This is a genomic window from Paraburkholderia sp. SECH4 (assembly GCF_030511745.1).
Taxonomy (GTDB): domain Bacteria; phylum Pseudomonadota; class Gammaproteobacteria; order Burkholderiales; family Burkholderiaceae; genus Paraburkholderia; species Paraburkholderia madseniana.
The window spans coordinates 75,341-98,856 of the sequence record NZ_JALOCP010000027.1; the positions used below are offsets into that span (position 1 = coordinate 75,341).

At 62.1% G+C, this 23,516-nt stretch carries 23 protein-coding genes; 12 read left to right on the plus strand and 11 right to left on the minus strand.

All coding sequences use genetic code 11. The features are described 5' to 3' along the window. Positions 1-5 precede the first annotated feature (5 nt). Complete coding sequence (locus M0D67_RS29425; RefSeq protein ID WP_266240698.1) at positions 6-1,475, plus strand: efflux transporter outer membrane subunit; 1,470 nt, start codon at positions 6-8, stop codon at positions 1,473-1,475. A 36-nt stretch (positions 1,476-1,511) separates the two neighbouring features. Here M0D67_RS29425 and M0D67_RS29430 read toward each other — a convergent pair whose 3' ends face one another. Continuing rightward, positions 1,512-3,035 (minus strand): PLP-dependent aminotransferase family protein, encoded by a 1,524-nt coding sequence (locus tag M0D67_RS29430; RefSeq protein ID WP_266240684.1) that lies wholly within the window; start codon positions 3,033-3,035, stop codon positions 1,512-1,514. Positions 3,036-3,175: 140 nt separating this feature from the next. Between M0D67_RS29430 and M0D67_RS29435 the strand changes: the two genes are divergently transcribed. Beyond that, entirely contained in the window at positions 3,176-3,838 is a 663-nt protein-coding gene (locus tag M0D67_RS29435) for an FMN-binding negative transcriptional regulator (RefSeq protein WP_171928154.1), read from the plus strand. An 82-nt stretch (positions 3,839-3,920) separates the two neighbouring features. Here the strand turns inward: M0D67_RS29435 and M0D67_RS29440 are convergent, their stop codons facing one another. Further along, entirely contained in the window at positions 3,921-4,559 is a 639-nt protein-coding gene (locus M0D67_RS29440) for a TetR/AcrR family transcriptional regulator (protein ID WP_266240685.1), read from the minus strand. A gap of 228 nt (positions 4,560-4,787) precedes the next feature. Between M0D67_RS29440 and M0D67_RS29445 the strand changes: the two genes are divergently transcribed. Together M0D67_RS29445 and M0D67_RS29450 are read left to right on the plus strand one after the other, a co-directional pair. Then, positions 4,788-5,189: a nuclear transport factor 2 family protein gene (locus M0D67_RS29445; RefSeq protein WP_266240686.1), complete on the plus strand. Its 402-nt coding sequence runs from the start codon at positions 4,788-4,790 to the stop codon at positions 5,187-5,189. 48 nt (positions 5,190-5,237) lie between these two features. Then, complete coding sequence (locus M0D67_RS29450) at positions 5,238-5,993, plus strand: SDR family oxidoreductase (protein WP_266240687.1); 756 nt, start codon at positions 5,238-5,240, stop codon at positions 5,991-5,993. A gap of 118 nt (positions 5,994-6,111) precedes the next feature. Here M0D67_RS29450 and M0D67_RS29455 read toward each other — a convergent pair whose 3' ends face one another. After that, positions 6,112-7,029: a LysR family transcriptional regulator gene (locus M0D67_RS29455; RefSeq protein WP_266240688.1), complete on the minus strand. Its 918-nt coding sequence runs from the start codon at positions 7,027-7,029 to the stop codon at positions 6,112-6,114. 139 nt (positions 7,030-7,168) lie between these two features. Here M0D67_RS29455 and M0D67_RS29460 point away from each other — a divergent pair, with 139 nt between their 5' ends. Beyond that, on the plus strand, positions 7,169-7,933 hold the full coding sequence (locus M0D67_RS29460) for an SDR family oxidoreductase (RefSeq protein WP_154561114.1): 765 nt from the start codon (positions 7,169-7,171) through the stop codon (positions 7,931-7,933). Positions 7,934-8,003: 70 nt separating this feature from the next. Here the strand turns inward: M0D67_RS29460 and M0D67_RS29465 are convergent, their stop codons facing one another. Both M0D67_RS29465 and M0D67_RS29470 read right to left on the minus strand, forming a co-directional pair. Then, positions 8,004-9,041, minus strand: coding sequence for a methyl-accepting chemotaxis protein (locus tag M0D67_RS29465; RefSeq protein ID WP_301717647.1), 1,038 nt, complete (start codon positions 9,039-9,041; stop codon positions 8,004-8,006). A gap of 218 nt (positions 9,042-9,259) precedes the next feature. Next, positions 9,260-10,177: an AraC family transcriptional regulator gene (locus M0D67_RS29470; protein WP_154561110.1), complete on the minus strand. Its 918-nt coding sequence runs from the start codon at positions 10,175-10,177 to the stop codon at positions 9,260-9,262. A 100-nt stretch (positions 10,178-10,277) separates the two neighbouring features. On the opposite strand from M0D67_RS29470, the gene M0D67_RS29475 reads away from it, so the two are divergent. The 3 genes from M0D67_RS29475 (at position 10,278) to M0D67_RS29485 (ending at position 11,740) form a co-directional block, all read left to right on the plus strand. Further along, the gene (locus tag M0D67_RS29475) at positions 10,278-11,021 is read left to right on the plus strand and encodes an SDR family oxidoreductase (protein ID WP_171928159.1); all 744 of its coding nucleotides are present in this window, start codon (positions 10,278-10,280) and stop codon (positions 11,019-11,021) included. A 118-nt stretch (positions 11,022-11,139) separates the two neighbouring features. Beyond that, on the plus strand, positions 11,140-11,472 hold the full coding sequence (locus M0D67_RS29480) for a hypothetical protein (protein WP_233464891.1): 333 nt from the start codon (positions 11,140-11,142) through the stop codon (positions 11,470-11,472). 64 nt (positions 11,473-11,536) lie between these two features. Beyond that, a complete protein-coding gene (locus M0D67_RS29485; RefSeq protein ID WP_266240689.1) occupies positions 11,537-11,740 on the plus strand; it encodes a hypothetical protein in 204 nt (67 codons plus the stop codon). 79 nt (positions 11,741-11,819) lie between these two features. Here the strand turns inward: M0D67_RS29485 and M0D67_RS29490 are convergent, their stop codons facing one another. Further along, on the minus strand, positions 11,820-13,487 hold the full coding sequence (locus M0D67_RS29490; RefSeq protein WP_171928160.1) for an alkaline phosphatase family protein: 1,668 nt from the start codon (positions 13,485-13,487) through the stop codon (positions 11,820-11,822). Positions 13,488-13,779: 292 nt separating this feature from the next. Between M0D67_RS29490 and M0D67_RS29495 the strand changes: the two genes are divergently transcribed. Next, positions 13,780-14,202, plus strand: a complete 423-nt coding sequence (locus tag M0D67_RS29495; protein ID WP_154561102.1) for a hypothetical protein — start codon at positions 13,780-13,782, stop codon at positions 14,200-14,202. A gap of 28 nt (positions 14,203-14,230) precedes the next feature. Here the strand turns inward: M0D67_RS29495 and M0D67_RS29500 are convergent, their stop codons facing one another. After that, positions 14,231-14,668, minus strand: coding sequence for a MerR family transcriptional regulator (locus M0D67_RS29500; protein WP_154561100.1), 438 nt, complete (start codon positions 14,666-14,668; stop codon positions 14,231-14,233). Positions 14,669-14,738: 70 nt separating this feature from the next. Between M0D67_RS29500 and M0D67_RS29505 the strand changes: the two genes are divergently transcribed. Further along, positions 14,739-15,974 (plus strand): NADH:flavin oxidoreductase/NADH oxidase family protein, encoded by a 1,236-nt coding sequence (locus M0D67_RS29505; RefSeq protein ID WP_266240690.1) that lies wholly within the window; start codon positions 14,739-14,741, stop codon positions 15,972-15,974. Positions 15,975-16,035: 61 nt separating this feature from the next. Here the strand turns inward: M0D67_RS29505 and M0D67_RS29510 are convergent, their stop codons facing one another. The 4 genes from M0D67_RS29510 to M0D67_RS29525 all read right to left on the minus strand — a co-directional run bounded on the left by M0D67_RS29510 (position 16,036) and on the right by M0D67_RS29525 (position 20,571). Then, positions 16,036-17,106 carry a rhodanese-like domain-containing protein gene (locus tag M0D67_RS29510; RefSeq protein WP_154561191.1) on the minus strand — a complete coding sequence of 357 codons (1,071 nt, stop codon included), beginning with the start codon at positions 17,104-17,106 and terminating at the stop codon, positions 16,036-16,038. A gap of 193 nt (positions 17,107-17,299) precedes the next feature. Continuing rightward, on the minus strand, positions 17,300-17,956 hold the full coding sequence (locus M0D67_RS29515; RefSeq protein WP_171928162.1) for a peroxiredoxin: 657 nt from the start codon (positions 17,954-17,956) through the stop codon (positions 17,300-17,302). A 369-nt stretch (positions 17,957-18,325) separates the two neighbouring features. After that, positions 18,326-19,819, minus strand: coding sequence for a HAMP domain-containing sensor histidine kinase (locus M0D67_RS29520; protein ID WP_168435732.1), 1,494 nt, complete (start codon positions 19,817-19,819; stop codon positions 18,326-18,328). Continuing rightward, complete coding sequence (locus M0D67_RS29525; RefSeq protein WP_266240691.1) at positions 19,816-20,571, minus strand: response regulator transcription factor; 756 nt, start codon at positions 20,569-20,571, stop codon at positions 19,816-19,818. Before M0D67_RS29525 ends, M0D67_RS29520 begins: the two co-directional genes overlap by 4 nt. A gap of 265 nt (positions 20,572-20,836) precedes the next feature. Between M0D67_RS29525 and M0D67_RS29530 the strand changes: the two genes are divergently transcribed. After that, positions 20,837-22,699, plus strand: a complete 1,863-nt coding sequence (locus tag M0D67_RS29530) for a cytochrome c biogenesis protein DipZ (protein WP_266240692.1) — start codon at positions 20,837-20,839, stop codon at positions 22,697-22,699. Between the two features lie 48 nt (positions 22,700-22,747). Next, complete coding sequence (gene msrA, locus M0D67_RS29535) at positions 22,748-23,488, plus strand: peptide-methionine (S)-S-oxide reductase MsrA (protein ID WP_154561092.1); 741 nt, start codon at positions 22,748-22,750, stop codon at positions 23,486-23,488. The last annotated feature ends 28 nt before the right edge of the window (positions 23,489-23,516 follow it).

Genomic DNA, 23,516 nt, shown 5'->3' on the forward strand with positions numbered 1-23,516 from the left:
ACACCATGATGTTCAACCGTCCCTCGTCTATTGCACTGGCCGCCGCCGTGCTTCTGTCCGCCTTGGCAGGTTGCACGGTCGGCCCGGATTATCACGGCGCACCGTCGGTTGCGCAGGACGCCCGCAGCAGCGCGACCTTCGTGCGTGCGCCGGCTTCCGGTACGACTGCGACGCCGGCGCCGAACCAGTGGTGGCTCGCATTCAACGATCAGCAGCTGAACGACCTCATCGCCGCCGCCTTTGCACATAGTCCCGACGTGCATATTGCGCAGGCCCGGTTACGGGAATCGCGTTCGCAACTGCAGAAGCAACGTGCGAACGAATTGCCGAAAATCTCTGGCGATGCTGCCGCGCTGCGCTTGCGCTCGCCTGATCTGAGTTCGCTCAGCTCCGGAAGCTCGTCAGGCAGCAGTACAGCGTCGTCGGGTCGCGGCCCGTTGCAGCTCTATACGGCGGGCTTCGATGCCACGTGGGAAATCGATCTGTTTGGCGGCACGCGGCGCGCTATCGAAGCGGCGTCCGCGGATGCGGAAGCCGTCGATGCCGATCTCGCGGACACCCAGGTGTCGCTCGCGGCAGAAGTTGCGCAGGCCTACATCGAACTGCGCGACCAGCAGACGCGGCTTGAACTCGCGCAGCGTCAGGCTCAGACCGAACAGAAGATGTTGACGCTCACACAGCAGCGCCGGGAGCGCGGCACGGCAGCAGACATCGATGTGGAACGCCTGACCACGCAGGTTGAAAACACGCGCGCGACGCTGATTCCGCTCGACGCGCAACTGACCGATTCACTCGACCGCCTCGCCGTGCTGACCGGCCGTGAGCCCGGTGCGCTGGACCAACAACTCGCGGGCACGCGGCCGCTGCCGGCGTTGCCCGCGACGGTGGCGATCGGCGATCCGTCGGTGATGTTGCAGCAGCGTCCCGACATTCGCGCGGCGGAGCGGCGGCTTGCGTCGAGCAATGCGCAGATCGGCGAACACATCGCGGATTTTTTCCCGAAGGTGACGTTGCTCGGTGATATCGGCTTCAGCGCGGGCGATCCGGGTCACCTCGTGCGCAAGAACAATTTCAGTTGGATCGGCGCGCCGTATCTGCAATGGAACGCGTTCGATTTTGGTCGCACACTGGGCAGCGTGCACGCTGCCGAGGCATCGCGTGACGAAGCCGAGGCGCGTTATACGAAGGCCGTGCTCGGCGCGCTGCAGGACGCGAACTCGTCGCTCTCGCGCTATGGGCATCAGCGCGAGCATGTCGTCACGTTGCAAAAGGTGGAGGCCTCAGCAAGCCACTCGGCCACGCTGATGCGGCAGCGCTATTCCGCCGGCGTTGCCACGCTGATCGATCTGCTTGACACGCAGCGCGAAGAATTCACCTCGCAGCAGAGTGTCGTCGCGGGACAGGCCGAGTTGCTCAAGGACTTTGTGTCGCTGCAGAAAAGTCTCGGTATCGGCTGGCAAGCGCGGCAAGGCTAGCGGGCGGACGCGACCATTCCCTGGTAGATCATTCAGTTACGCTTTAGCGGCAACGGCGCCCTGCGGATTCGCACGGCGTGCCGCTTTGGCCGCAGCTTCAATACTCGTGGCGAGATGTTGAGTGGCAATTTCAATTTCGGCGTCGCTGAAACCGCCGAGACCCAGTATCAAACCCATCGGGCCTTTTCCATCGGAATACATGGGTGACACCGCTCGTACTGCAACGCCACTTTCGGCCGCTAACGACGCCACTAACCTGTCGTCGACGCCCCCTCCAAGCCAGAGCACGAGGTGCATGCCCTGATCGCTCGGCTGCAACCAGGCGACCTCTTTCGGCAGCAGTCGCTCGAGCGTCTCGATGATGCACGCGCGGCGGTCCGCATAGACGCCACGAATACGCCGGATGTGACGATCCAGATGGCCTTCCGCGATGAAGGCCGCCAGTACATGCTGATCTGCGTTTGGGGGATTGCGGTCCATGAGCACGCGCGCGCCGCAGAAGGCCTCCACGAGGTTCTCCGGGACAACGGCATAGCCGAGCCGCAATGACGGAAACAGGATCTTGCTAAAGGTGCCGAGATAGACCACCCGGTTAGGGTCCAGCCCCTGGAGCGACGGAAACGGATGTCCCGCATAACGCAATTCGCTGTCGTAGTCGTCTTCGACCACCCAGGCGTTGTTCGCGCGGGCCCACGCCAACAGCGCGTTGCGTCTCGCCATGCTCAATGGCATTCCCAGCGGATACTGGTGCGACGATGTGACGAACGCCACCCGCGCGTGCGGGCCCAGCTTGATACCCTCATCGACGTTGAGGCCCTCCGCGTCGACAGGCACCCGGATCATGCGCTCCGGACGCCCGGTGCTTTCCAGAATCGCCGTAATGCCCCGATACGCTGGGTCCTCCACCCACGCCGACGCGTCGCCATCGAGCAGCACCTGGCATGACAGGTAAAGGCCTTGCTGTGTGCCGCTCGTGACGATCACCTGGTCCGCCTCGCAACGAACCGAGCGCGATTTCCTGACGTAGTCGGCCACCGCTTCGCGCAGCGCCAGCGCCCCTTGTGGGTCGCCATACCCAGCCGGAGCGCCGGGTCCGCGGGCGCGTAGCCGGTTGCCGAGCCGGCGCCAGACATCGTCCGGAGCGGCAGGGCCAATGGGTACCGAAACTGCGAAAGGTGCCTGCGGTACGGCGGAAAATTGACGTGCAACCTGGGCGAACAGACGGGCGCGTTCTGGAAGCGGGGCAGTTTCAACGGATGAGGACCGCGCTCGGGGATCGGCGGGGAGCGTCAACGATTGCGCCACGCGCGTGTCGGAGCCAGGCTGCGATTGCAGAAAGCCTTCGGCGATCAGTTGCTCGAATGCCTCGACGACGGTTCCCCGCGCAACATGCAACGACGCAGCTAACGTGCGCGTGGAGGGGAGCACCTCGCCGGGTTTGAGGTCACCACGGCGAACGGCGTCGCGGAGTGCCTGCGCGAGCTGACGACCCAAATGGCCCGCGGCGCGATCCAGCATGCCGATCGACGGAACTTCCACCGCTTTCGGTTTGCGAGCCATGGCTTTCTGGTCCAAAGAAAATGATCCAAACTGGTTCTACAATATAAACCAGTTTGCCGCCACAATTCTTTGCAGGCCTGCCGCACCGGCGTTGCCTGCAATGAGGGTTAGCGCATCGCTGCACTCATCACGGAGCCCCTATGTACGTACCCACTCATTTTGATGAACCGCGCACCGAGGTGCTGCACTCGCTGATCACAGAGAATCCGTTCGGCACGCTGTTCACGCATGGCAAAAGCGGTCTGGACGCCAACCACATTCCGTTTGATCTGAAAGCCGGCGAAGGCGCATGTGGTGTCCTTCATGCTCACGTGGCTCGCGCAAATCCGGTCTGGCAGGACGTGGCCAACGGGGACGAGGTACTGGTCGTGTTTCGCGCGGGCGACGCCTACATCTCGCCCACCTGGTATCCGAGCAAGCACGAGTTTCACAAGCAGGTGCCGACATGGAACTACAGGGTGGTCCACGCTCATGGCCGGGTGACCATCCGCGATGACGAACGCTATGTTCGAGGGCTGGTCGCCCGTCTCACGCGGACCCATGAAGCATCCCAGCCGCAGCCGTGGAAGATGACGGACAGCGCCGCCGACTACATCGATACGATGCTCAAGGCGATCGTCGGAGTCGAGATCGAAATCACCCGCTTGGTCGGGAAGATCAAGCTCAGCCAGAACAAGGAGGTGCGGGATATACAAGGGGCCGGCGCTGCCCTAAACGAACGGGGAGAAAACGTGATCGGCGGAGCCATGCTTGAGTACGCCGCGATAAAGGCCGCCGCAAAAGCGGACGATTCCCCCGCCTGACGCTCATGAAAAATCGTGACGAGCATGGAACAGCGGTGAGTCTCGGTAAAGCTCCATACACACCGCCGAACGACACATTGGGCTACCGTCGGCGCGAACGTCCCCGCGATTGAATCTCAGACTGCGTGTCCACCGCAGCGAGCAGATGCTGGCGCCCCTCGTCAAGAATTTCATCGGCGAGCGCCGGATCAACGTCTGCAACAGCACGCGAAAGCAGCAGCGCACCGACCATCTGGCTGAACAAAGTGATCGCCTTGCTGCGGCCGCCTTCGCTGATCCCCTCGGTCTCTTCGATGACCTTGGCGAATCGGTCGAGGTTCACCGCGAGCCCCTCTGCGTAAGAGCCGCGCGCGACGTCGTCGAATCGGCGGGCATCGCCTACAAAACCCGACCACGGGCAACCCGCCTCGATATTCGCGCGATGCTCGGGAGACAGGTACCACTCAATGTTGTACTTGACCGGGTCAGCGCCAGATGACCTCGCGCCGTCGATCAGGGCGGCATAAGCCTCTCCCCCTTCTTCCATCGCCTTCTCCATCACCGCGGCGACCAGCGCGTCTTTTGATTTGAAGTGGTTGTAGAAACCGCCCTGCGTAAAGCCCGCCGCTTTCATCAGCTCCGCGAGACCGACCGCATCGACGCCGCGCTCGCGAAACAGCTTCTCAGCCGCTGCCATGATTGCGTGCCGGTTTTCGACCGCCTGCTGCCTGGAAACACCCACTTTCCCTCCCTTTGGCCGATAGCGACCCAATAAGACCCATCAAAAAATACAATGGTGATCACAATTGACATTGCCGGAACCGGCGCCCACAATCCATTTCAATGACAATGTCATTCACCATTGTCTTAAGTATAGCCTTCTTTACCTGTATGTCCAGGCAGCAGGAGGCACAACGGTTATGCGACGCGTGAGTGCGTCGTCACCTCACTCTTGAAAGAGGACCTCAACATGACGAAGACAACCCCTGAACAGAACAAGGCGCTCGTGCTGGAAGCATTCGAGACCCTGTTCAACAAGCGCGACTACGCGGCGGCTGAGCGCTTGTGGTCGGACCGCTACATTCAGCATAGCGCCCATATCGCGCCGGGACGCGAGGACCTGTTCAACCTGGTTCGCACGCTGCCCGACACAGCGCGCTATGAGAACCACCTGATCGTGGCCGAGGGCGATTACGTCATCGCGCATGGGCGCTTCACTGGGATCGGCCGGCCCGCTGCGTGGATCGCAGCCGACGTCGTCCGCTTTGAAAACGGCAAGCTCGCAGAGCACTGGGACGTGCTTCAGGACGAAGCGACCCGGGCCGAATCCGTGAGCGGCTTGCCGATGTTCGGCGACCGCTTCCCTGCCTGACCACGCCAACCTCATCTACAGCAAATCAACTTCATCAGGAATACGATCATGAAACTCACCGGAAACACGATCTTCATCACGGGCGGCGGTTCGGGCATTGGCCGCGGGCTTGCCGAGGCACTCCATAAGCGCGGCAACAAGGTCATCATCAGCGGCCGCCGGCGCGGGCATCTCGACGAGGTGGTGGCAGCGAATCCCGGCATGTCTGCAATCGAGCTCGACATTGCCGACCCGGCCAGCATCGAGAAGGTAGCGGCGCAACTGATCGCGGACTATCCCGACCTCAACGTGCTGATCAATAACGCCGGGATCATGGAGCCCGACCAGGCGGGCGGCCACATCGACGACGCGCTGCTGGTGTCCACCATCACGACCAACCTCATCGGGCCCATCCGCATGACCTCGGCGCTGCTCGATCATCTCAAGACCCGGAACGACGCTGCTGTCGCCTATACGAGCTCGGTCCTCGCTTTCGTTCCGTTGGCCGTGACGTCAGTGTATTCGTCGACCAAGGCGGCGCTGCATTCGTACGTCCTCTCGCAACGCTTCATGCTGCGGGACACAAACGTTCGCGTACTCGAAATCGCACCACCCTGGGTGCGCACGGATCTCATGAACAGCCGTGAGGCCGAACAGGCGATGCCGCTTGACGCCTTCATCGACGAAACGATCGCTGTCCTCGGAACGGACGCGGAAGAAGTTCTGGTCGAAGGGGCGAAGGCGTTCCGCGCGAACCCGGGACCCGGTGAGCACGCCTTCGTCAATAGCTTTAATGCGCAGATGATGGAAGTGTTCGGTGGGTGATTGACTGCTTGCCGGATACGCGTCGCAGGCACGTCGACGCGTATCCGGTGGCAGTAGCATCGAGGTTCAGGCGCGCCGGGCAGTGGCAAATCGTGAGCGGAGGCGGCGTGACACTCGCTTAGCCTCCGCTATCCCGATCCCACGGCGGCACGCCGCCGAACGCATCGACGAGGAAATCGACCACCGCGCGTATCTTGGCACTCAGATGCCGACGACTTGGGTACAAGGCGAGTACGTCGATGTCAGGCAAGCGATAGTCAGGCAATACCTGAACGAGCTTGCCGGCGCGCAGGTCGTTACCGATAAGAAAGGTGGGTTGCCAGATCACGCCTTGCCCGGCGAGCGCGGCCGCACGTGCCGTATCGCCATTGTTGGTATGCATGTGACAGTTGACCTTCACGGTGTGAGCCTTGTGCTCACTGTCCATCAGTTGCCACTCGTCGCCGGTGGCGGCGTACGAGTAGCCGATGCATTGATGCTCGATCAAGTCGGCGGGCGCTGCAGGGTATCCGCAACGCGCCAGGTAGTCTGGCGACGCACACAGGATATTTCTCGATGTCGCCAGCTTACGGGCTGCGTGGCTGGTCGAACCGGCGCGTGAGATGCGGATGGCGAGGTCGTAGCCTTCCTCGACGATATCGACGACGCGATCAATCAGCGCGACATCGAGTTCCACGCCGGGATATTTCCGCATGAACTCGGGCCATAGCGGCGCCAGATGCAGAATGCCAAAGCTCACGGGCGCATTGATGCGCAGTCGGCCACGCGGTTCGACTGAGGCCGATGACACAAGCCCCTCCGTTTCGGCGACGTCGTCGAGGATAGATTTGCAGCGGGCGTAAAGGGTTTCGCCGCCCTCGGTCAGCGAAAGCCTGCGTGAGGTGCGATTCAGCAGACGTGTGCCGAGGTGCGCTTCCAGCTCATTCACGTAGCGGGTCACGTTGGCGGGCGATGTCTCGAGCGCATCGGCGGCGCGCGTGAAGCTGCCGCGGCTCACCACGGTCACGAAGACTTCATAAGCACGCAGCCGGTCCATGTCTTTTCCCGATCATTCATAAATACTGAATGATATACCCATGTTTTGAGCCTTCCTGCAATAGTGACTGAAGCCTATATTGCTTCTCACGGACCAAGGCACTGGGCACTGGTCAACACACTGCAGCAGGAGATTGAACATGCAACGCTTATCAGGAAAAGTCGCCATCGTGACCGGTGCAAGCGCGGGAATTGGCCGTGCCACCGCAAAACTGTTCGCCGCGGAAGGCGCAAAAGTCGTGATCGCGGCGCGCCGCGAAGCTGAACTTGAAACGCTCGCGGCCGAGATTGCCAGCGAAGGAGGTGAGGCCGCGTTTCTGGCGGGCGACGTGCAGTCAGAGGACTTCGCGAAAGCGCTGGTCGCGCTCGCCGTCAGTCGCTTCGGCCGGCTCGACATCGCCTATAACAACGCCGGCACGCTGGGCGAAATGGGCCCGACCTCGGGTGTGTCGGAAGCAGGCTGGTCGGCTGCTTTGGCGACGAATCTGACGAGCGCCTTTTTGGGTGCGAAGCACCAGATCCCCGAGATGGTGAAGCACGGTGGCGGGTCGGTCATCTTCACGTCGACGTTCGTTGGCTACTCATTCGCTTTCCCGGGCACCGCGGCCTACGCTGCGAGCAAGGCCGGCTTGATTGGGCTGACGCAAGCGCTTGCTGCCGAGTATGGCCCGCAAGGTGTGCGCGTCAACGCCATTCTGCCTGGTGCCGTGGACACGCCGATGTATCGCGACATGAACGACACCGCCGAGTCGCAAGCCTTCGTGACCGGGTTGCATGCGCTCAAGCGTGTCGCACGGCCGGAAGAACTCGCCCGTTCGGTGCTCTATCTTGCATCCGATGACTCGTCCTTCGTGACCGGTACTGCTTCGCTGGTCGATGGCGGCGCGTCGATTACGCGTACGTGAATCTCTTGATGGCGTCCGGTGTTCGGGACGCCTTGTTTGAAGAGATCACGAGGCGGTCAAGGCAACTGACTTAAGCCGGAGGCGACTGCACGATCACGCCGTACCACCCCAGGCCGCGATAACTTTCATAGCCTGGGGTGGCGGCGAACGACACGGTGCGGCCGTCAGTCAGTTGATAAAAACCTGCTGGACGGCCGTCGGTATTCAGACGGAACTGTTCGTCGAGCACGCCTTTGTCGTCCGAGCTCGCAATCACGCGGTGCGACGCGCTGACGATCATGCAGCGCGTGCGCCGCCATTCTTCCGCCGTGAGCCGCACGCCTTTAACGACTGCCGACGCTTGCGGCGCCCAATCGAAAAAGATCACCAGCGCACCAAGCGGCTTGCCGTCGACCGCGCCGTTTTCGCGGATCGCTGTCGCATAGGTTGCGACGTGCGCGTGTTTCAGAAGCGGCAGCGCCTCGATATCGCCCGCAACAAAGTCCGCGCCGGAAGGCGTCTTCATTGCATCGCGAAACCAGCTGGCGTCGGCGACATTGCGATCGTGCACCGCATACGTATCGGGCCGGCCGTTCGCGACCACATTGCCCGCGGCGTCGATGATCCATAAATCGCGGTACACGGTATAGCTATCGAGAATCACCGACAGACGGCGCGACGCATACGCCCGCGCTTCGGCACTCTGATGGGCGAGGCAGTCGACCACCGCGGAGTCGGTGGCCCACCAGCGCACGTCACATGAGCGTTCGTACAGATTGCGGTCGATCACGTCGATCATGTTCAGCGCGAGATCGGCGCAACGCTGGCCTTCGTGCGAGCGCAGCCGTTCGATCATGCTGTCGCCGAGATCGGTCAGCTTGGTCAGCGAGCCGGCGAGTTCGCGATTGAGCACCGTGGTGATTTCGCCGATCCGCGCGGACACGTGCTTGACCTGGTTTGCCACGACCGCGAAGCCACGGCCCGCATTGCCCGCACGTGCCGCTTCGATCAATGCGTTGAGTGCGAGGAAGGTGGTCTCGCGATTGATGTCGTTGATATCGGAAATTTTCCCCGTCGCGAGCTTCTTGACGTGATGCGTCAGTTCGACGATTTCGAGCGGATTCGACATGGCCTGGTCCCGGTGGCGTGGAAATGTTGTGGCTACATAAAAGCAAGCATTGGGCCGGGTTGATTCCATGGGCTTCGTGTGCGCTGTCGTGCACACCGCAAACGTTTGGTGCTGATGTCATGGTGCAGGCATGATTTGCGATGACCGGCGGCGCACCCGCTACGTGCATTACCGTGAGAGACGGCATAGGCAGGCAGCACTCGTTTGTCGACGGACTATCAAGTGGTTTGTGCGGGTGTCTGAAACTCCCGCGCATACCGCGTTGGAGGCAATCCGACAAAGCGGGTGAACGCCACGCTGAACGCGCTTGCGGAGCTGTAGCCGACGCGTTCCGCAACTTCGGCGACGCCACCCTCTTTCTGCCGCAGCAGCTTCTTGGCCAAGGCCATACGCCAGCCGAGCAGATACTCCATCGGCGCCACCCCCACTGCGCGGTTGAATCGTTCGAAGAACGCCGAGCGGGAGAGGGAGGCCTCTTTCGCCAACTGCGCAACCGCCCACGGACGGGTCGGATTTTCGTGCATTCGTCGTATCGCGACTGCGAGGCGTTCGTCGGCAAGCCCGCGCAGGAGGCCCGGCGACGCGGCGGTCCCCGCCGTGGATCGGAGGGCTTCGATGAGGAGAACTTCCAGCAGGCGTGCCAGGACGACATCGCGCGCGGGCCGCTGCTCGCGCGATTCTTCGCCCACGAGCTGCACGAGGGTGGCCAACCTCTTCTCGCCGCGAACGTGCACGAGTTGCGGGAGAAGCGAAACCAGCAAGGCCGCATCAGGCGAACCAAAGACGCAATAGCCAATCAGCGATCGAACATCAGGCGGCCCGCTTTGAACGCCGAGTCTGAACCCGCCTTGAGGCAGCGCGACGGGCGCGGTGTCGAAGTCTTCCGATGTCGCCGGGTCGAGGCTCGACATCGAGAAGCCATACGCTGAGGGGATCAGCACAAAGTCACCCTCCTGGAGGGTGATTGGCTCGTGCCCGTCGACCGCGAGACGGCACGACCCTTCAAGGATCACACAGTAGAAGGGCCGCCCGGCCTCCGAGCGGCGAACACCCCAGGGGCCTGCGCCGCTGACGAATTTCGAGAACGGGGCGCCCGGTTGGAGCAACGTGACCACCTCGGCAAGCGGATCGACCATGCCGGACTCCTGCAAACGAAACGTGGACTCCTGATTGTAGCAAGTCCGGCTGCGGCGACGTATCGTTCCTGTACCGCAAACCACCTTCAGGAGTCTCCCCATGAAAACCGTCCTGATCACCGGAAGCTCGTCCGGGTTCGGCCTCGAAATTGCCCGGTACTTCCTCGATCGTGACTGGAAGGTCATCGCCACGATGCGCACGCCGCGCGAGGACGTTCTGCCGCGCTCCGAGCGTCTACGCGTGCTCGCGCTCGACGTCACCGATCCGGACAGCGTGCGTCATGCAGTGGAGGCCGCCGGGCCGATCGATGTCCTGGTCAACAACGCAGGGATTGGCGTGCTGGGTGCCCTCGAAGGCACTTCGATGGAAACTGCCCGCGAGATCTTCGAGACGAACACCCTCGGTACGATCGCGATGACGCAGGCGGTGCTGCCTCAGTTCAGGCAACGGAAGGCCGGTGTCATCGTGAACGTCACGTCGAGCGCGACGTTGAGGCCGCTCTCCCTGCTTGCCGTCTACACCGCGAGCAAGGCGGCGGTGAACGCGTTCACGGAGTCTCTTCAGCTCGAACTCCAGCCATTCAATGTGCGAGTGAGCCTGGTACTGCCGGGGCGGGCACCGGAGACGCGCTTCGGTGAAAACGCGCAGCCGCGGATGCAGGGTGCTATCCCCGATGCCTACGCCGGCCTCGCGCAAAGTGTTTTCGCGGAATGGGCGAAGTCGACTGCGGTCACCCGGGCGCTGGATGTGGCGGAAGCGGTGTGGCGTGCGGCGAACGACCCGTCGTGCCCGGTTCGCCTTGCTGCCGGCGCTGACGCCGTGGCGTTGGCGGGATCACGCTGAATCGGAGCGCGGCCTTTAACCGGGTCGCTGCGGACCATAACGCCCTGCGAGACTCAAGCTTCGACGTCTGCGCGCCGTTATACGGGTTACAACCGTAAAAACTCGGGGGAGAACGGCGATGAACAACGATGAGCGTCTTCGGCGTGAATTCTATGTGAACCCGGCTTCCTATTGCCGGGTGATGGCCGTTGTCTCGGCCGTTACCTTCGGTCTCTACCGGGTGGAAGGCGGCGGAACGGTCGGCATGCTTTCCGTGCGCTGGGAAAAACTGGGCAATGAGGTCGTGCCGCAACTGCATGCTTACTATGACAGTTGGCGCGTTCTCGCTTCGTTCTCTGATGTTCTCGCACGGATGAGCGAAGTGGCGGGTTCATCCTGCTCGCCCGAAGCCTTGTGTCAGATCTTGCTGGATTGCGGATTCGTCAATCGAATCGAATCGAACCGGGACTGACTGAAAGCGTTCAACCGTCGATCACTCGTGAGAGATCAGTCTTAACAGGAAGGAAATCGTAATCATGTCAGTAACGGTTCGCGTGGAGTATCAGTATTGCCAACACGGCAAGAAAGCGGTTCAGACAGGAAGCGACCTGCTAACCGTGTCAGAGGATACCAAGAGCGCGATTCTCGCTATGTTGCGGCTCCTGCATCCGCGTTGGGAGTCGATCAAGGTGCTGTCTACGTCCCCGGCGACGCCGTCAGAAACGACCCCGAGCAATTGAAAAAACAGCGTTGTAGGCGAAGTGCGTCGCGTCGGTCAGGCGCGTGCGCAGCACTAGCCGCGCACGCGCATCCATTCGCTTAAAAGTGCTCGCGCTCGAAGCCCGGCAGCGCACGCGTTCCTTCAATAGCGACCGAGTGCAGCAGTTCAGGTTTCAGGTCGAGCAAACGCAGGATCGTCGGCGCAACCTGCGTGGTCGACACACGCTCGTCGTTGGTCCGGCCAGCGTGATGGGCGTGAGGCACGTAGATCACGAGACCAAGATGGCTGTCGTCAGGAGCGTTGCCGCCGTGCTCTTCGTCTTTCGCCTTACTCGAGGTATAGATGACCCCCGGGTTCGGTTGGACGATGATGTCAGGCGTGCGTCCGCGTGCCGGATCGCCAAACCGGTCGGCCAGTTGCGAGCCGTACAGAATGTACGCCTGCGGGCCGTCCGCACAAATGCCGGGTGCGTTGCAGCTCAGGTTGGCTTTCAACGTCTTCACGACCGCCGGCAGTTGGCTTTGATCGCGCAACCAGATCAGGCCGACGTCATCGGTCTGGACGAAACCCGTATTGACCAGTCCCGATCCGTCATTCAGGTTGCCGCTCGTCGTATTGGCCTGCCCGAAGTTGCCGGTCGGATCCAGATAGTTGTTTGCTTCAAGCAGTTTCGAGAGCGTGTCGCCGTTCTTGACCAGCTTCGAATGATCGGTCGGGGACTGCCCATGCTTCGCAGTGACGATGATCGCCGTCGACGAATAAAGGTTGTGCTGCTTGAGTTCGGACACGATGCGACCCAAGGCGTTGTCCAGATAAGCAATCGCGCCGGTTACCTGCGGACCCGGCGTAAAGCTCGCATCCAGATAGCCGCCTCCCGTCGCCACCGTTGCCTTCTGGGCGACGCTCAAGGTCTGGAAGTTGGCTCCAAACAACGTGGGCACGTCGGCGGTGGATTTGCCCGTCGAATCCATGCCGTCAATTTGATTGATCAGCGACTGCACATGGAAATTGTCGAACTGTTCCGTGTGCATGTAGAGGTCGGTGTAGTTCGTGTGGGTCACCGGATCAATCGAATTGATCTCGGTGCGCGACAGATCGTCGACGCCTGCGCCGGACGGTCCATTGAGCCAGTCGTAGCCCCACGCATGTTTGTCGGCCCAGGCGGTGCGAGCGTGTTTCACGTTGCCTTTCACCACTTCGAAGATCGTGTTGGTCTTCACATAGTTGTGCGGGTAGACGGGCGTGCAGACGCCGTTGACCAACGCATTCGGGATGGCCTGAGGATTGAACGCGCCACCACCGTTGAGATTTGTCAGTGGGCCACCGTTCTCGCCATCGATGCCCGTGGTCTCGTCGAATACGACATTCCAGCCTTGCTTGCCGGTGCAAGTGCTATCCGACGGTGCGTAGAGCGTGCGGTCATACGATACGTCGTAGAACAGACCCGCGGATTTGGGCGAGCCACCGGTGACGAGCGCTGCGAGGCCCGGGAACGAATCCGAAAGACCTGGCGTGTGCGCGTTGGTGTAGGTGGTCCCCGACTTGGCCAGCAACGCAAGATTGGGACACGCATTCGAACCGATACAGCGTGCGACGTCCTGCTCATGCAAACCGTCGAAGCTAATCAGCAGCACATGTTTCACCGACTCGTGCTCGTGATCGTGTTCATCGTCCGCCGCAGCGCCCAGCGAGTACAGTCCAGCAAGCAACGCAACGCTTACGCCAATGGCGCTTTGTGTACGCTTCCATCTCCTGATCGTCGTCATCTCTCGTCCTTTTTGGTTGCTACGAAACATTTGGTAATCGGAGACTGAATGTGCAGTGGAATTGAGTCGCCTGGATGAATCGACGCTTTCGATTCCATAACGCACTAACGATTTGTGCAACGATGAGAAAATCACGTAATAGTTTGTATTGCCTAAGGTTTCCTTAAGCATTGCATGGTCCGGCGAATGCCGACTTGCCCTAAAATCACGCTTACGCTACGTACTATAAATTCCAAGACCAACCATGCCACGCTACGCCATATCGAGTCTCCGACGCGCTTCCGCCGGCGTCATGTTGGCTGCGATTTCCACCTTGGTAACCGGCTGTAGTGACGGGATATCCGAGGCCGACGCCGCATTCGTTACCACCGGGACGCCGCCCCAATTCGAATCGTTGCGGATGTACGGCGCGGCGCCGGATAACCCCGCGCCGGGCAGCGGCAACACGCATGCTCTGGGCCGGCTCCATCAGGGATGCATGGCGATCATCCGCGCCGGGGGCCGCGATGTGCGCGAGACGGTGATTCTGGAGGACGAGCCGGGTCCTTCCTTCGATCTTGATGTCACCCGTACGTCCGACGGATGGAGCGTGACTTCGGACGGACTCACACCGCCGAGCACCGATCCCGTCGGTTTCCGCACGCGCTTCACCCACTGCGTGAACGCGATCCGGGACAAGTACGCAGCCGAACCGGAAAAGGCTCCGTTCAAATAAGCTTCGATCGCGCTGCGCGCGGTCTTCTTTATTCGCGTCGGGTTTTTGACCGGCGCGACGGTTCCTGCTGCTGTGCCAGGAGCTGATTGGCCAACTCCACGCCGTCGACACAATTTCCTGCAGCCCACGCTTCGCTGAGCGTGGTGCGAAGCGTGCGTAGCGTCTTGCGCTGCGTACGCAGGGCAGTCATGAGTTGCTCGATCTCGTCGAGCCGCGTATCGAGTTTGTGCAGCAAATCCTCTTTCGGGTAAACCTCGTCACCAGCGAAGGCCTCACGCAATCTGTCGAGCGGAAAGCCCAGAGTCTGCGCCAACTGCACCATGCGCAGACGCCCAATGGCCTGGTCAGAGTAGACGCGATAACCGTTGGCGCTGCGCTCCGGCTCGGGCAGCAAGCCGCTCTGCTCGTAAAAGCGGATGGCAGATGGTGCGAGGCCGGTTTTTTCCGCGAGTTCGCCGATTCTCATAACGCTTGACCTTCAAGTTGACTTGAATCTTAGTATAGCGGCATCGCTCATTTTGGATGCTCTTTTCGCCATGACTACATCGCTGTTCACACCCGTGCAGTTGCCCAACGGCAGTTGGCTGCCCAACCGTCTAGCCAAAGCGGCGATGGAAGAGAATCTTGCCGACGCGGGGCAACTGCCCGGCGAGACGATCCATCGGCTATACCGTTCGTGGGCCGAAGGTGGCGCAGGTTTTATCGTCACGGGCAACGTGATGATCGACGGCCGGGCGCTGACCGGGCCAGGCGGAATCGTGCTCGAGGCCAAGACGCCTCTCGGACCCTTCACGCAGTGGTCACAAGCGGCCCGCAGCCGTGGTGCCCAGGTGTGGATGCAGATCAATCATCCGGGCCGGCAAGTGCTGGCGGCAATGGGCGGCACGGCGTGGGCGCCTTCGGCTGTCCCGATGGCGCTCGGCAAACACAGCAAGCTGTTCGCGCAGCCGAGCGCCATGAGCGAGGACGAGATCAGCGAGACCATCGGCCGCTTTGCCGCGACGGCGCACGCTGCCGAGCAGGCGGGGTTCACAGGCGTGGAAATTCACGCCGCACATGGCTATTTGATCTCGCAGTTCCTTTCGCCGTTGACCAATCGCCGCGCCGACCGTTGGGGCGGCGATCTTGCCAACCGTGCCCGTCTGTTGCTGGACGTGGCGCGTGCGGTACGCGCAAGGGTTTCACCGGGTTTTTGCGTGGCCGTCAAACTGAACTCCGCTGACTTTCAGCGCGGTGGCTTTTCGGAAGAGGACGCCCGGCAAGTCGTGCTGTGGCTGAATGACCTGTCGGTAGACCTGGTCGAGCTATCCGGGGGCAGCTACGAAAGCCCCGCGATGCAGGGCGACACTGCCGACGGGCGCACCCTCGCGCGCGAAGCCTATTTCCTCGAATTCGCCAAGAATCTGGCCAGTGTCGCCACGATGCCTGTCATGACCACCGGCGGCATCCGGCGCCGCGCGGTGGCCGAGCAGGTGCTGAACAGTGGCGTCGCCGTCGTCGGCATGGCCACGGCGCTCGCCGTGATGCCCGATCTGCCCGCACGCTGGCAAGCGGGCGCCGATCTTGGGGCGCACATTCAGCCGGTCGAGTGGCGCGACCGGGCGCTCGCGGCACTCGCGCGCATGGCACTCGTCAAACGCCGCCTGCGTTCGCTCGGCACGGGACGCACGGCGCCTGCCCGGTATTCCGCGGTCTTGACGTTGATCATCGATCAACTGCGCACGCGCCGGCTGACGCGGCGTTATCGGCAATGGAAGCAGGAGCACGCATGAAGCGTCAAATCGGACGCGGCGTGGCCGATGGTTAGCCATCAGCCGACGATTGACGATTCCGTCACATGCTGTCGTTTTCGACGACGCGGCCTTCCGCACGCCAGCGGAGCATGCCGCCGGGAAGGTTGGCAACCTGCTCGAATCCGGCCTGTCGCAGCATGATCGTGGCTTGTGCCGACCGTCCGCCGGCCCGGCAGACAGTCACGATCGGGCGTTCCTTCGTGAGTTCAGCGGCGCGCCCGGCGAGCTCACCCAATGGAATGAGCGTGGCAACGGGGATGCGCCCCAACGGTCCGTTGAACTCGTCGGGCTCGCGCACGTCGACGATCTCGACCGCATTCAGATTTTCCTCGAGCCACTGGGCATTGATTTCCCAGATGCCCGCAAAGCTGCATGTTAGTGGCGCCCAATCGGGCTCCGCCATCTGCGCGGGGTAGCTCGCGGCCAGGCCGCATTTCAGGTTCGCGGGCACGGCCACATCGATCTGCTTCGGATGCGCCAGGCGCAGGTTCGTCATGTATCCGGCGAAATCGTCTTCACACAGTTCACCGCCAAGACGTGGATTGAAGCGCCGCTCTTCGTCCACACTGGTGACCGTCAAACCGCGATAGTCGTGGGCCGGGTAAAGCAGGCACGCGGCGGGTAGCGTAAAGATGTGGTTGTGGATCGCGCGAAACATGGCGTGCGCGTCACCGCGCTGGAAATCTGTGCGGCCCGTGCCTCTGATCAACAGGCAGTCGCCGGTAAACGCCATGGTCTCGTTGTCGAGTACGAGTGTGATGCATCCATCGGTATGGCCCGGTGTCGCGCGTATGCCCAGGTACCTCGCGCCGAACTCGACCTTGTCGCCGTGGCTCAGATAGCGGTCCGCGCCTTCGGCGCCGCTCGCAGCCGAGATCGCAATCCGGCTACCTGTGCGGCGATTCAGCATCCATGCACCGGTTACGTGATCGGCGTGGACGTGGGTATCGATTGTGTAAAGCAGATGCAATCCAAGTTCTTCGATCAGGGCGGTATCCCGGCGCACCTGTTCGAATACCGGATCGACCAGCACGGCCTCTCGCGTCGCACTATCGGCAAGAAGATACGTGTAGGTCGACGATTGCTGATCGAATAGCTGCCGGAAGATCAACACGATTTCACTCCGCGGCCCGCTTTTGCGAGCGGTTAAGGATCGCGGCCCATGGAACGTCGCCAAACCGTCCTGCAGGCAGTCGAATTGGGCGCACCCCGTTCAGCGGGCCGGGTACGTGGATGCACCCGGACTCGCATTGGCCGCCGGACTTCACATTATCCGGCGCCCGTCGCTCCAATCAATGAGCGCTTTACTTCGGTTGCTCAACGTATCGCAGGTAAGGCTTCACGGTTTTGAAACCCTGCGGATATTTTTGCATCGCGGCATCGTTGGAAACGGACGTTGGAATGATCACGTCTTCGCCCGGTTTCCAGTTCACCGGCGTCGCCACCGTGTGTTTCGCGTTGAGTTGCAGGGCATCGAGGAGCCGCAACACTTCGTCGAAATTGCGGCCTGCACTCATCGGATAGACGAGCGTGGCTTTGACCTTCTTGTCTGGCCCGATGAGAAACACCGAGCGTACGGTCGCGTTGTCCACCGCGGTGCGTGGGCCGGCGCCGCTCGCCTCGGGATGAATCATGTCGTAGAGCTTCGCGACCGTCAGGTCCGGGTCGCCGATCAGCGGGTAATTGACCGCGTGGCCCTGCGTCTCCGCGATATCCTTGACCCACTCCTTGTGGTCACTGACGGGATCGATGCTGAGCCCGATAATTTTCGTGTTGCGCTTATCGAATTCTGGCTTGAGACCCGCCAGGTAGCCGAGTTCCGTGGTGCAAACCGGGGTGAAATCCTTCGGATGCGAAAACAGGATCGCCCAATGGTCTCCGATCCATTCGTGAAAACGGATCGTTCCTTCGGTGGTTTCCGCAGTGAAATCGGGAGCGTTTTCTCCAAGTCGAATCGACATCATCAGTCTCCATAGGTTGGGTGCACCAAGGTACCCGTGCCGCGGCCGGCGTGACGTCCCCCGGGCTGCCTGGGTGTTGAGTGGCAATTGGTCTGACTAGAGACTACCCTTCGGCCGGTTGCACCGTATCGTGCCGGAGGACCGTCTGCGGGCGCAGCAGATACAGAGACGCTCTCGAATAGCCGGGATGTGGGACAGACATCGGGACGCGCTGCGGGTCGCACCTATAGCGTAGAACAAAAAAGACTGTCCCTGTAGGCAGGTTGTAGGGCGAATCCGCAGTTGCGGTGGGAAGTTCACGTGCACGCCGAAGAAGGAGAACTCGCACGTTGATTCGGGCCGTATTCAGATCAAACGGCAAACGATCGGTCAGAGTGGGATGCCGGCGACAGCCGGCTTTTCGGTGGTCGGCAGCTCGAAACAGAATGCCGTGCCCGTTCCCTCACGTTCGAGCAGGCGTATCTGGCTGTGATGCAACTGCAGCATGCGCTGCACGATCAGCAGACCGAGTCCGCCGCCGCGATGCGCGCCACCTGAACTGAACGGACGTTCGAACAGACCTTCGCGCTGCTCCGCTGGAATGCCGGGACCGGTGTCGCTGACCGTGACCGATACCTTGCCGTCCTTGTGCGCGAGATCGACGTCGATCGACCCGCCGGCGGGCGTGTGGCGAATCGCGTTGTCGAGCAGGTTCGTCAGCACGCGCTCGATCATCCCCAGGTCGGCGTAAACCGCCGGCAGACGAGGAGGGAAGTCGGCGCGCAACTGGATCTGCCGCGCCTCGGCCGGCAACTCGAATTTCTGGAAGACGTCCTGGACCAGATCGACCAGCGAGAACGGCTCGAGTGCGGGTTGCACGTTGCCGTGTTCGAGCCGGGCCAGTTCGAATAGTGCCTGCGCGAGCCGCCCGACCTTGACGCTCTGTGCGAGCGCAATCGCCAGATAGCGTTTGCGCTCCGTTTCACCGAGCGTCTCGGCTTTGAGCGACAGCGTCTCGAGGTAGCCGTGCAGCGAGGTCAGCGGCGTGCGCAGGTCGTGAGAAATATTGGCGATCAGCTCGCGCCGCTGCTGATCCTGGCGCGTCAGCGCGCGCCACTGGTCGCCGATGCGGTTGGCCATCTGCGCGAACGTCGCTTCGAGTACGCCGATTTCGTCGCGCCTTCCAGCTGGCGACGAGCGTGGCACTGCGGGCTGGGTGTCCGGCTCGCCGTCGGCATCGAAACGGCGCATGGCGTCGGTGAGGCGGCGTAGCGGCCGCGTGATCAGGCCGAATGCCGTCAAACCCGCAAGCAATCCCAGCAGCGCGACCAGCGCCATCGACCAGAGCGTGGTACGCAGCACCGAGCTGGCGGCCACGCGTGCGGCGAGCGCGTCGTGTTCCTCGCCGAGCAGGACCACGTAGATATAGCCGGACGGCGGCTGCCCGTTCAATTGCAGCGGCGCGGCGCTAAACACTTTTCTCCCGTCGACGCTGCGCGGGTCGTCGCCGAGGATCGGCAACGCCTCCCCGGCGATAAATTGCCGGACGGGCGCGAGATCCACCTGAGCGCGCTTGACGTGGCCCGCGGGGGCGTCGTCGCCCTCGATGCGCCCCTGGTTGTCGAGCAGGTACACCTCGACGCTCGGATTCACCATCATCAACTGGCCGAACAGTTGGCGCACCGCGTCGGGCCGCAGGCCGTTCGCGTCCATCAGCGTAGTGCGATGCGCGATATGGTTGGCGAGATCCTTCGACAGGCGCTGCACGACTTCCTTTTCGTGCAGGTCGCTCGAGCGGATCTGCAGCCACGCCGATGCGCCGCAGCACGCCAGCAGTAGTGCGGAGAAGACGAGCGAGAGCCGCTGGGTCAGTGTCAGGTTCACGGCGCGTCCTGAGGTGCGCCGGCGGGCGTGGGCCCGTCGCCTGGATTGCCGGGCATGGCCAGCTTGTAGCCGCGCCCCCAGACGGTCAGGATGCGCTCGGGCTGGGCGGGGTCGGTCTCGATCTTCGCGCGCAGGCGGTTGATGTGGGTGTTGACGGTGTGTTCGTAACCCTCGTGCTGATAGCCCCACACGGCATTGAGCAGGTCCATCCGCGAGAACACTTTGCCGGGATGTTGCGCGAAGTAATACAGCAGGTCGAATTCACGCGGCGTCAGTTCAATCGGCTTGCCGTCCACTGTTGCCTCGCGCGTCAGCGGATCGATCGTGAGGCCAACGATCTGCAGACTGCCCGCGTCGATGCGCGAGTCTTTCGCCATGGCTTCGACGCGCCGCAGCAAGGCTTTGACGCGCGCAACCAGTTCGAGCACCGAGAACGGCTTGGCCAGGTAGTCGTCGGCGCCGAGTTCGAGGCCGAGGATTCGGTGCACTTCGCTCGACCGCGCGCTGGTGATGATGATCGGCGTATAGCGCGTCATCGCGCGGGCGCGCCGGCAGATTTCCAGGCCGTCGACGCCGGGCAGCATCAGGTCGAGGATCAGCGCGTCCCAGCCGCCTTGCTCCAGCAGACGCAGCCCTTCGCTGCCGTCGGCGCTGTGCACGACTTCGTAACGCTCGTCGCGCAGATGAAGGCTCAGCACGTTGGCGATGTCGACGTCGTCTTCAACGATCAGGATGCGCTTCAGTGGGTCCATGGAGGGCTTTAGCCGCGGGTAAGGGCGTGGTTCAAAGCGGTGGAAAGACAGGGCGCCCGCAAAAACGGGCCGTTGCGCCATTGTGCAAAATTTCCGGGCGGCGAGTTATCACATTTAATTTAACTTTTCGTGAGGACTTTGACACCCCCCGCGCCCTAGGATGTGGGCACTTTCCGCTCGCTCTCCGCTGCGCTTTCCGTTGATTAACAGCGTACCCAAGCGGCGTAACCATCCTAACCGACTTACAACAACGCCCGGAACCGACATGCTACTCATCGCTCTTGCCTATCTTGGCGGCGCTCTGACGATTCTCAGTCCGTGCATTCTGCCGGTGCTGCCCTTTGTCTTCGCGCGCGCCGATCAGCCTTTCGTGCGCAGCGGGCTGCCATTGCTGGCCGGCATGGCGCTGACCTTCGCCATCGTCGCGACCCTCGCCGCCGTGGGTGGCGGCTGGGTCACGCAGGCTAACCAGTATGGCCGCTGGCTTGCCATCGTCTTGCTCGCCGTCTTCGGACTGACGCTGCTGTTGCCGCGTTTCGCGGACCATCTGATGCGCCCGCTGGTGAGCGCCGGCAATCGCCTGTCGAATTTCGCGCAGGGCGACGGTCAGCAGGTTCGCGCGGGATCGTCCTTTCTGCTGGGCATCGCGACTGGCCTGCTGTGGGCGCCGTGCGCCGGTCCGATTCTCGGCCTTGTGCTGACCGGCGCGGCATTGCGGGGCGCGAGCGTCGGCACCACGCTGTTGCTGGTTGCCTATGCGGCCGGTGCGGCGACGTCGCTCGCGGTGGCGCTGCTGATCGGCGGCCGGGTGTTCACGGCGATGAAGCGCTCGCTGGGCGCGGGCGAATGGATCCGCCGCGGGATTGGCGCGGCGATGCTAGGCGGCGTGGTGGCGATTGCATTCGGGCTCGACACCGGCGTGCTGGCGCGTGTATCGACCATCGCGACCGGTGGCCTTGAACAGAAACTGGTCGACAAGCTGTCGCCCGGCGCGACGCCGACCAATCCGGTGGCGGCGGGTAACAAGACCAATGCGCCGGCCAATGCATCGGGCAGCGATGCCGTGATGACGGCCAACCCTGCTGCCGATGCAAGCGACGCCGGCGCGATGATGCGTGCTTCGCAAGGCGCGTCAGGCGGCGCGGTGGCGTTGCCCGTCGAAGGCGTGCTGCCGACCTTGAATGGCGCCGTCCAGTGGCTGAATTCACCGCCGCTGACGGTTCAGGACCTGCGCGGCAAAGTCGTGTTGGTCGATTTCTGGACGTACTCGTGCATCAACTGCCTGCGTTCGCTGCCGTACGTGAAAGCGTGGGCGCAGAAGTACAAGGACCAGGGGCTCGTCGTCATCGGCGTGCATGCACCGGAATTCGCGTTCGAACGCAATATCGACAATGTGAAGAAGGCTGTCCACGATCTCGGCGTGGACTATCCCGTCGCGATCGACAACAACTACGCGATCTGGCGCGCACTGAACAATCAGTACTGGCCGGCCCATTATTTCGTCGATGGCAAAGGTCAGATTCGCTATCACCATTTCGGCGAAGGCGACTATGCGGAATCGGAAAAGGTGATTCAGGAATTGCTGACCGAGTCAGGGCATGCGAACGCGTCGAAGGTCGCACTCGGCATTACCAGCACGAGCGCGCAAGGCGTGCAGGCAGCGGCCGACAGCGCCGACATGCAGTCGCCGGAAACCTATATCGGATACGAGCGTGCCGAGAATTTCACGTCGCCCGGTGGCGCAGCGGAGGACAAGGTTCACAGCTATACGGCGCCGTCGCAGCCCGCCGTCAACGATTGGGGGCTGGCCGGCGCGTGGAATGTGGGCGCCGAACACGCGACGCTCGCGGCGAGCTCCGGACGCATCGTCTATCGCTTCCATGCGCGTGATCTGCATCTGGTGCTCGGTCCGGGCAAGGACGGCAAGCCAGTTCGCTTCCGCGTAAGCGTGGATGGCGCCGCACCGGGCGCTGCGCACGGAACAGACGTCGCCGCCGACGGTGCCGGCACCGTCGCCGAGCAGCGTCTTTACCAACTCGTGCGGCAGACCGGCGATGTTGCGGATCACACGTTCTCGATCGAGTTTCTGGATCCAGGCGTGCAAGCGTTTGCCTTTACGTTTGGCTAAGCTGAGCCTGACGGCGTGACTCAACCACTCCTTGAAAGACTGAAAATCATGCAAACAACCTCTACTAGCAGCAAGGTTTCCCAGCGCAGGCGTTCATCGTTTTTCCGGCTCGCGGGTTGCGTCGCCATTGCGGCAGGCGTCTTCGCCGCGCAGCGCATCGCGAACTCAGCCGAAGCAATGACGAAGATTCCACCGCCTGCCCACGACGAGAGCGTCGGCACGGTGCATAGCGAAACCGCTGTGTTCGCGGGCGGCTGCTTCTGGGGCGTTCAAGGGGTGTTCGAACACGTGCGCGGCGTGAAGCAGGTCGCCTCTGGATACACAGGCGGCGCGGCTGGGACTGCGCAATATGAAACCGTTAGCGAGGGCGATACGGGGCACGCTGAGTCGGTGCAGGTCACCTATGACCCGACGCAGATAACGTACGGACGTTTGCTGCAGATTTTCTTCTCGGTTGCACACGACCCCACCGAGCTGAACTACCAGGGCCCCGACCACGGCACGCAATACCGCTCGGCGATCTTTCCGGCCAATCCTGAGCAGCGTAGCGTCGCGCAATCGTATATTGCGCAGCTCGACAAGGCGCACGTATTTTCAGGGCCAATCGTCACGCGCGTGGAAGATTTCAAGGGTTTCTATCCGGCAGAAAGCTATCACCAGAATTTCCTCGCGCTCCATCCTGACTACCCGTACATCGTGATTAACGATCTGCCGAAGGTGAGTGGACTGAAGCGCATGTTTCCCGATCTGTATCGCAACGATCCGGTGCTGCTCAAAGTGAGCGGCTAGTTTCTCGAGCGAGCCGCTCAACCCTCGA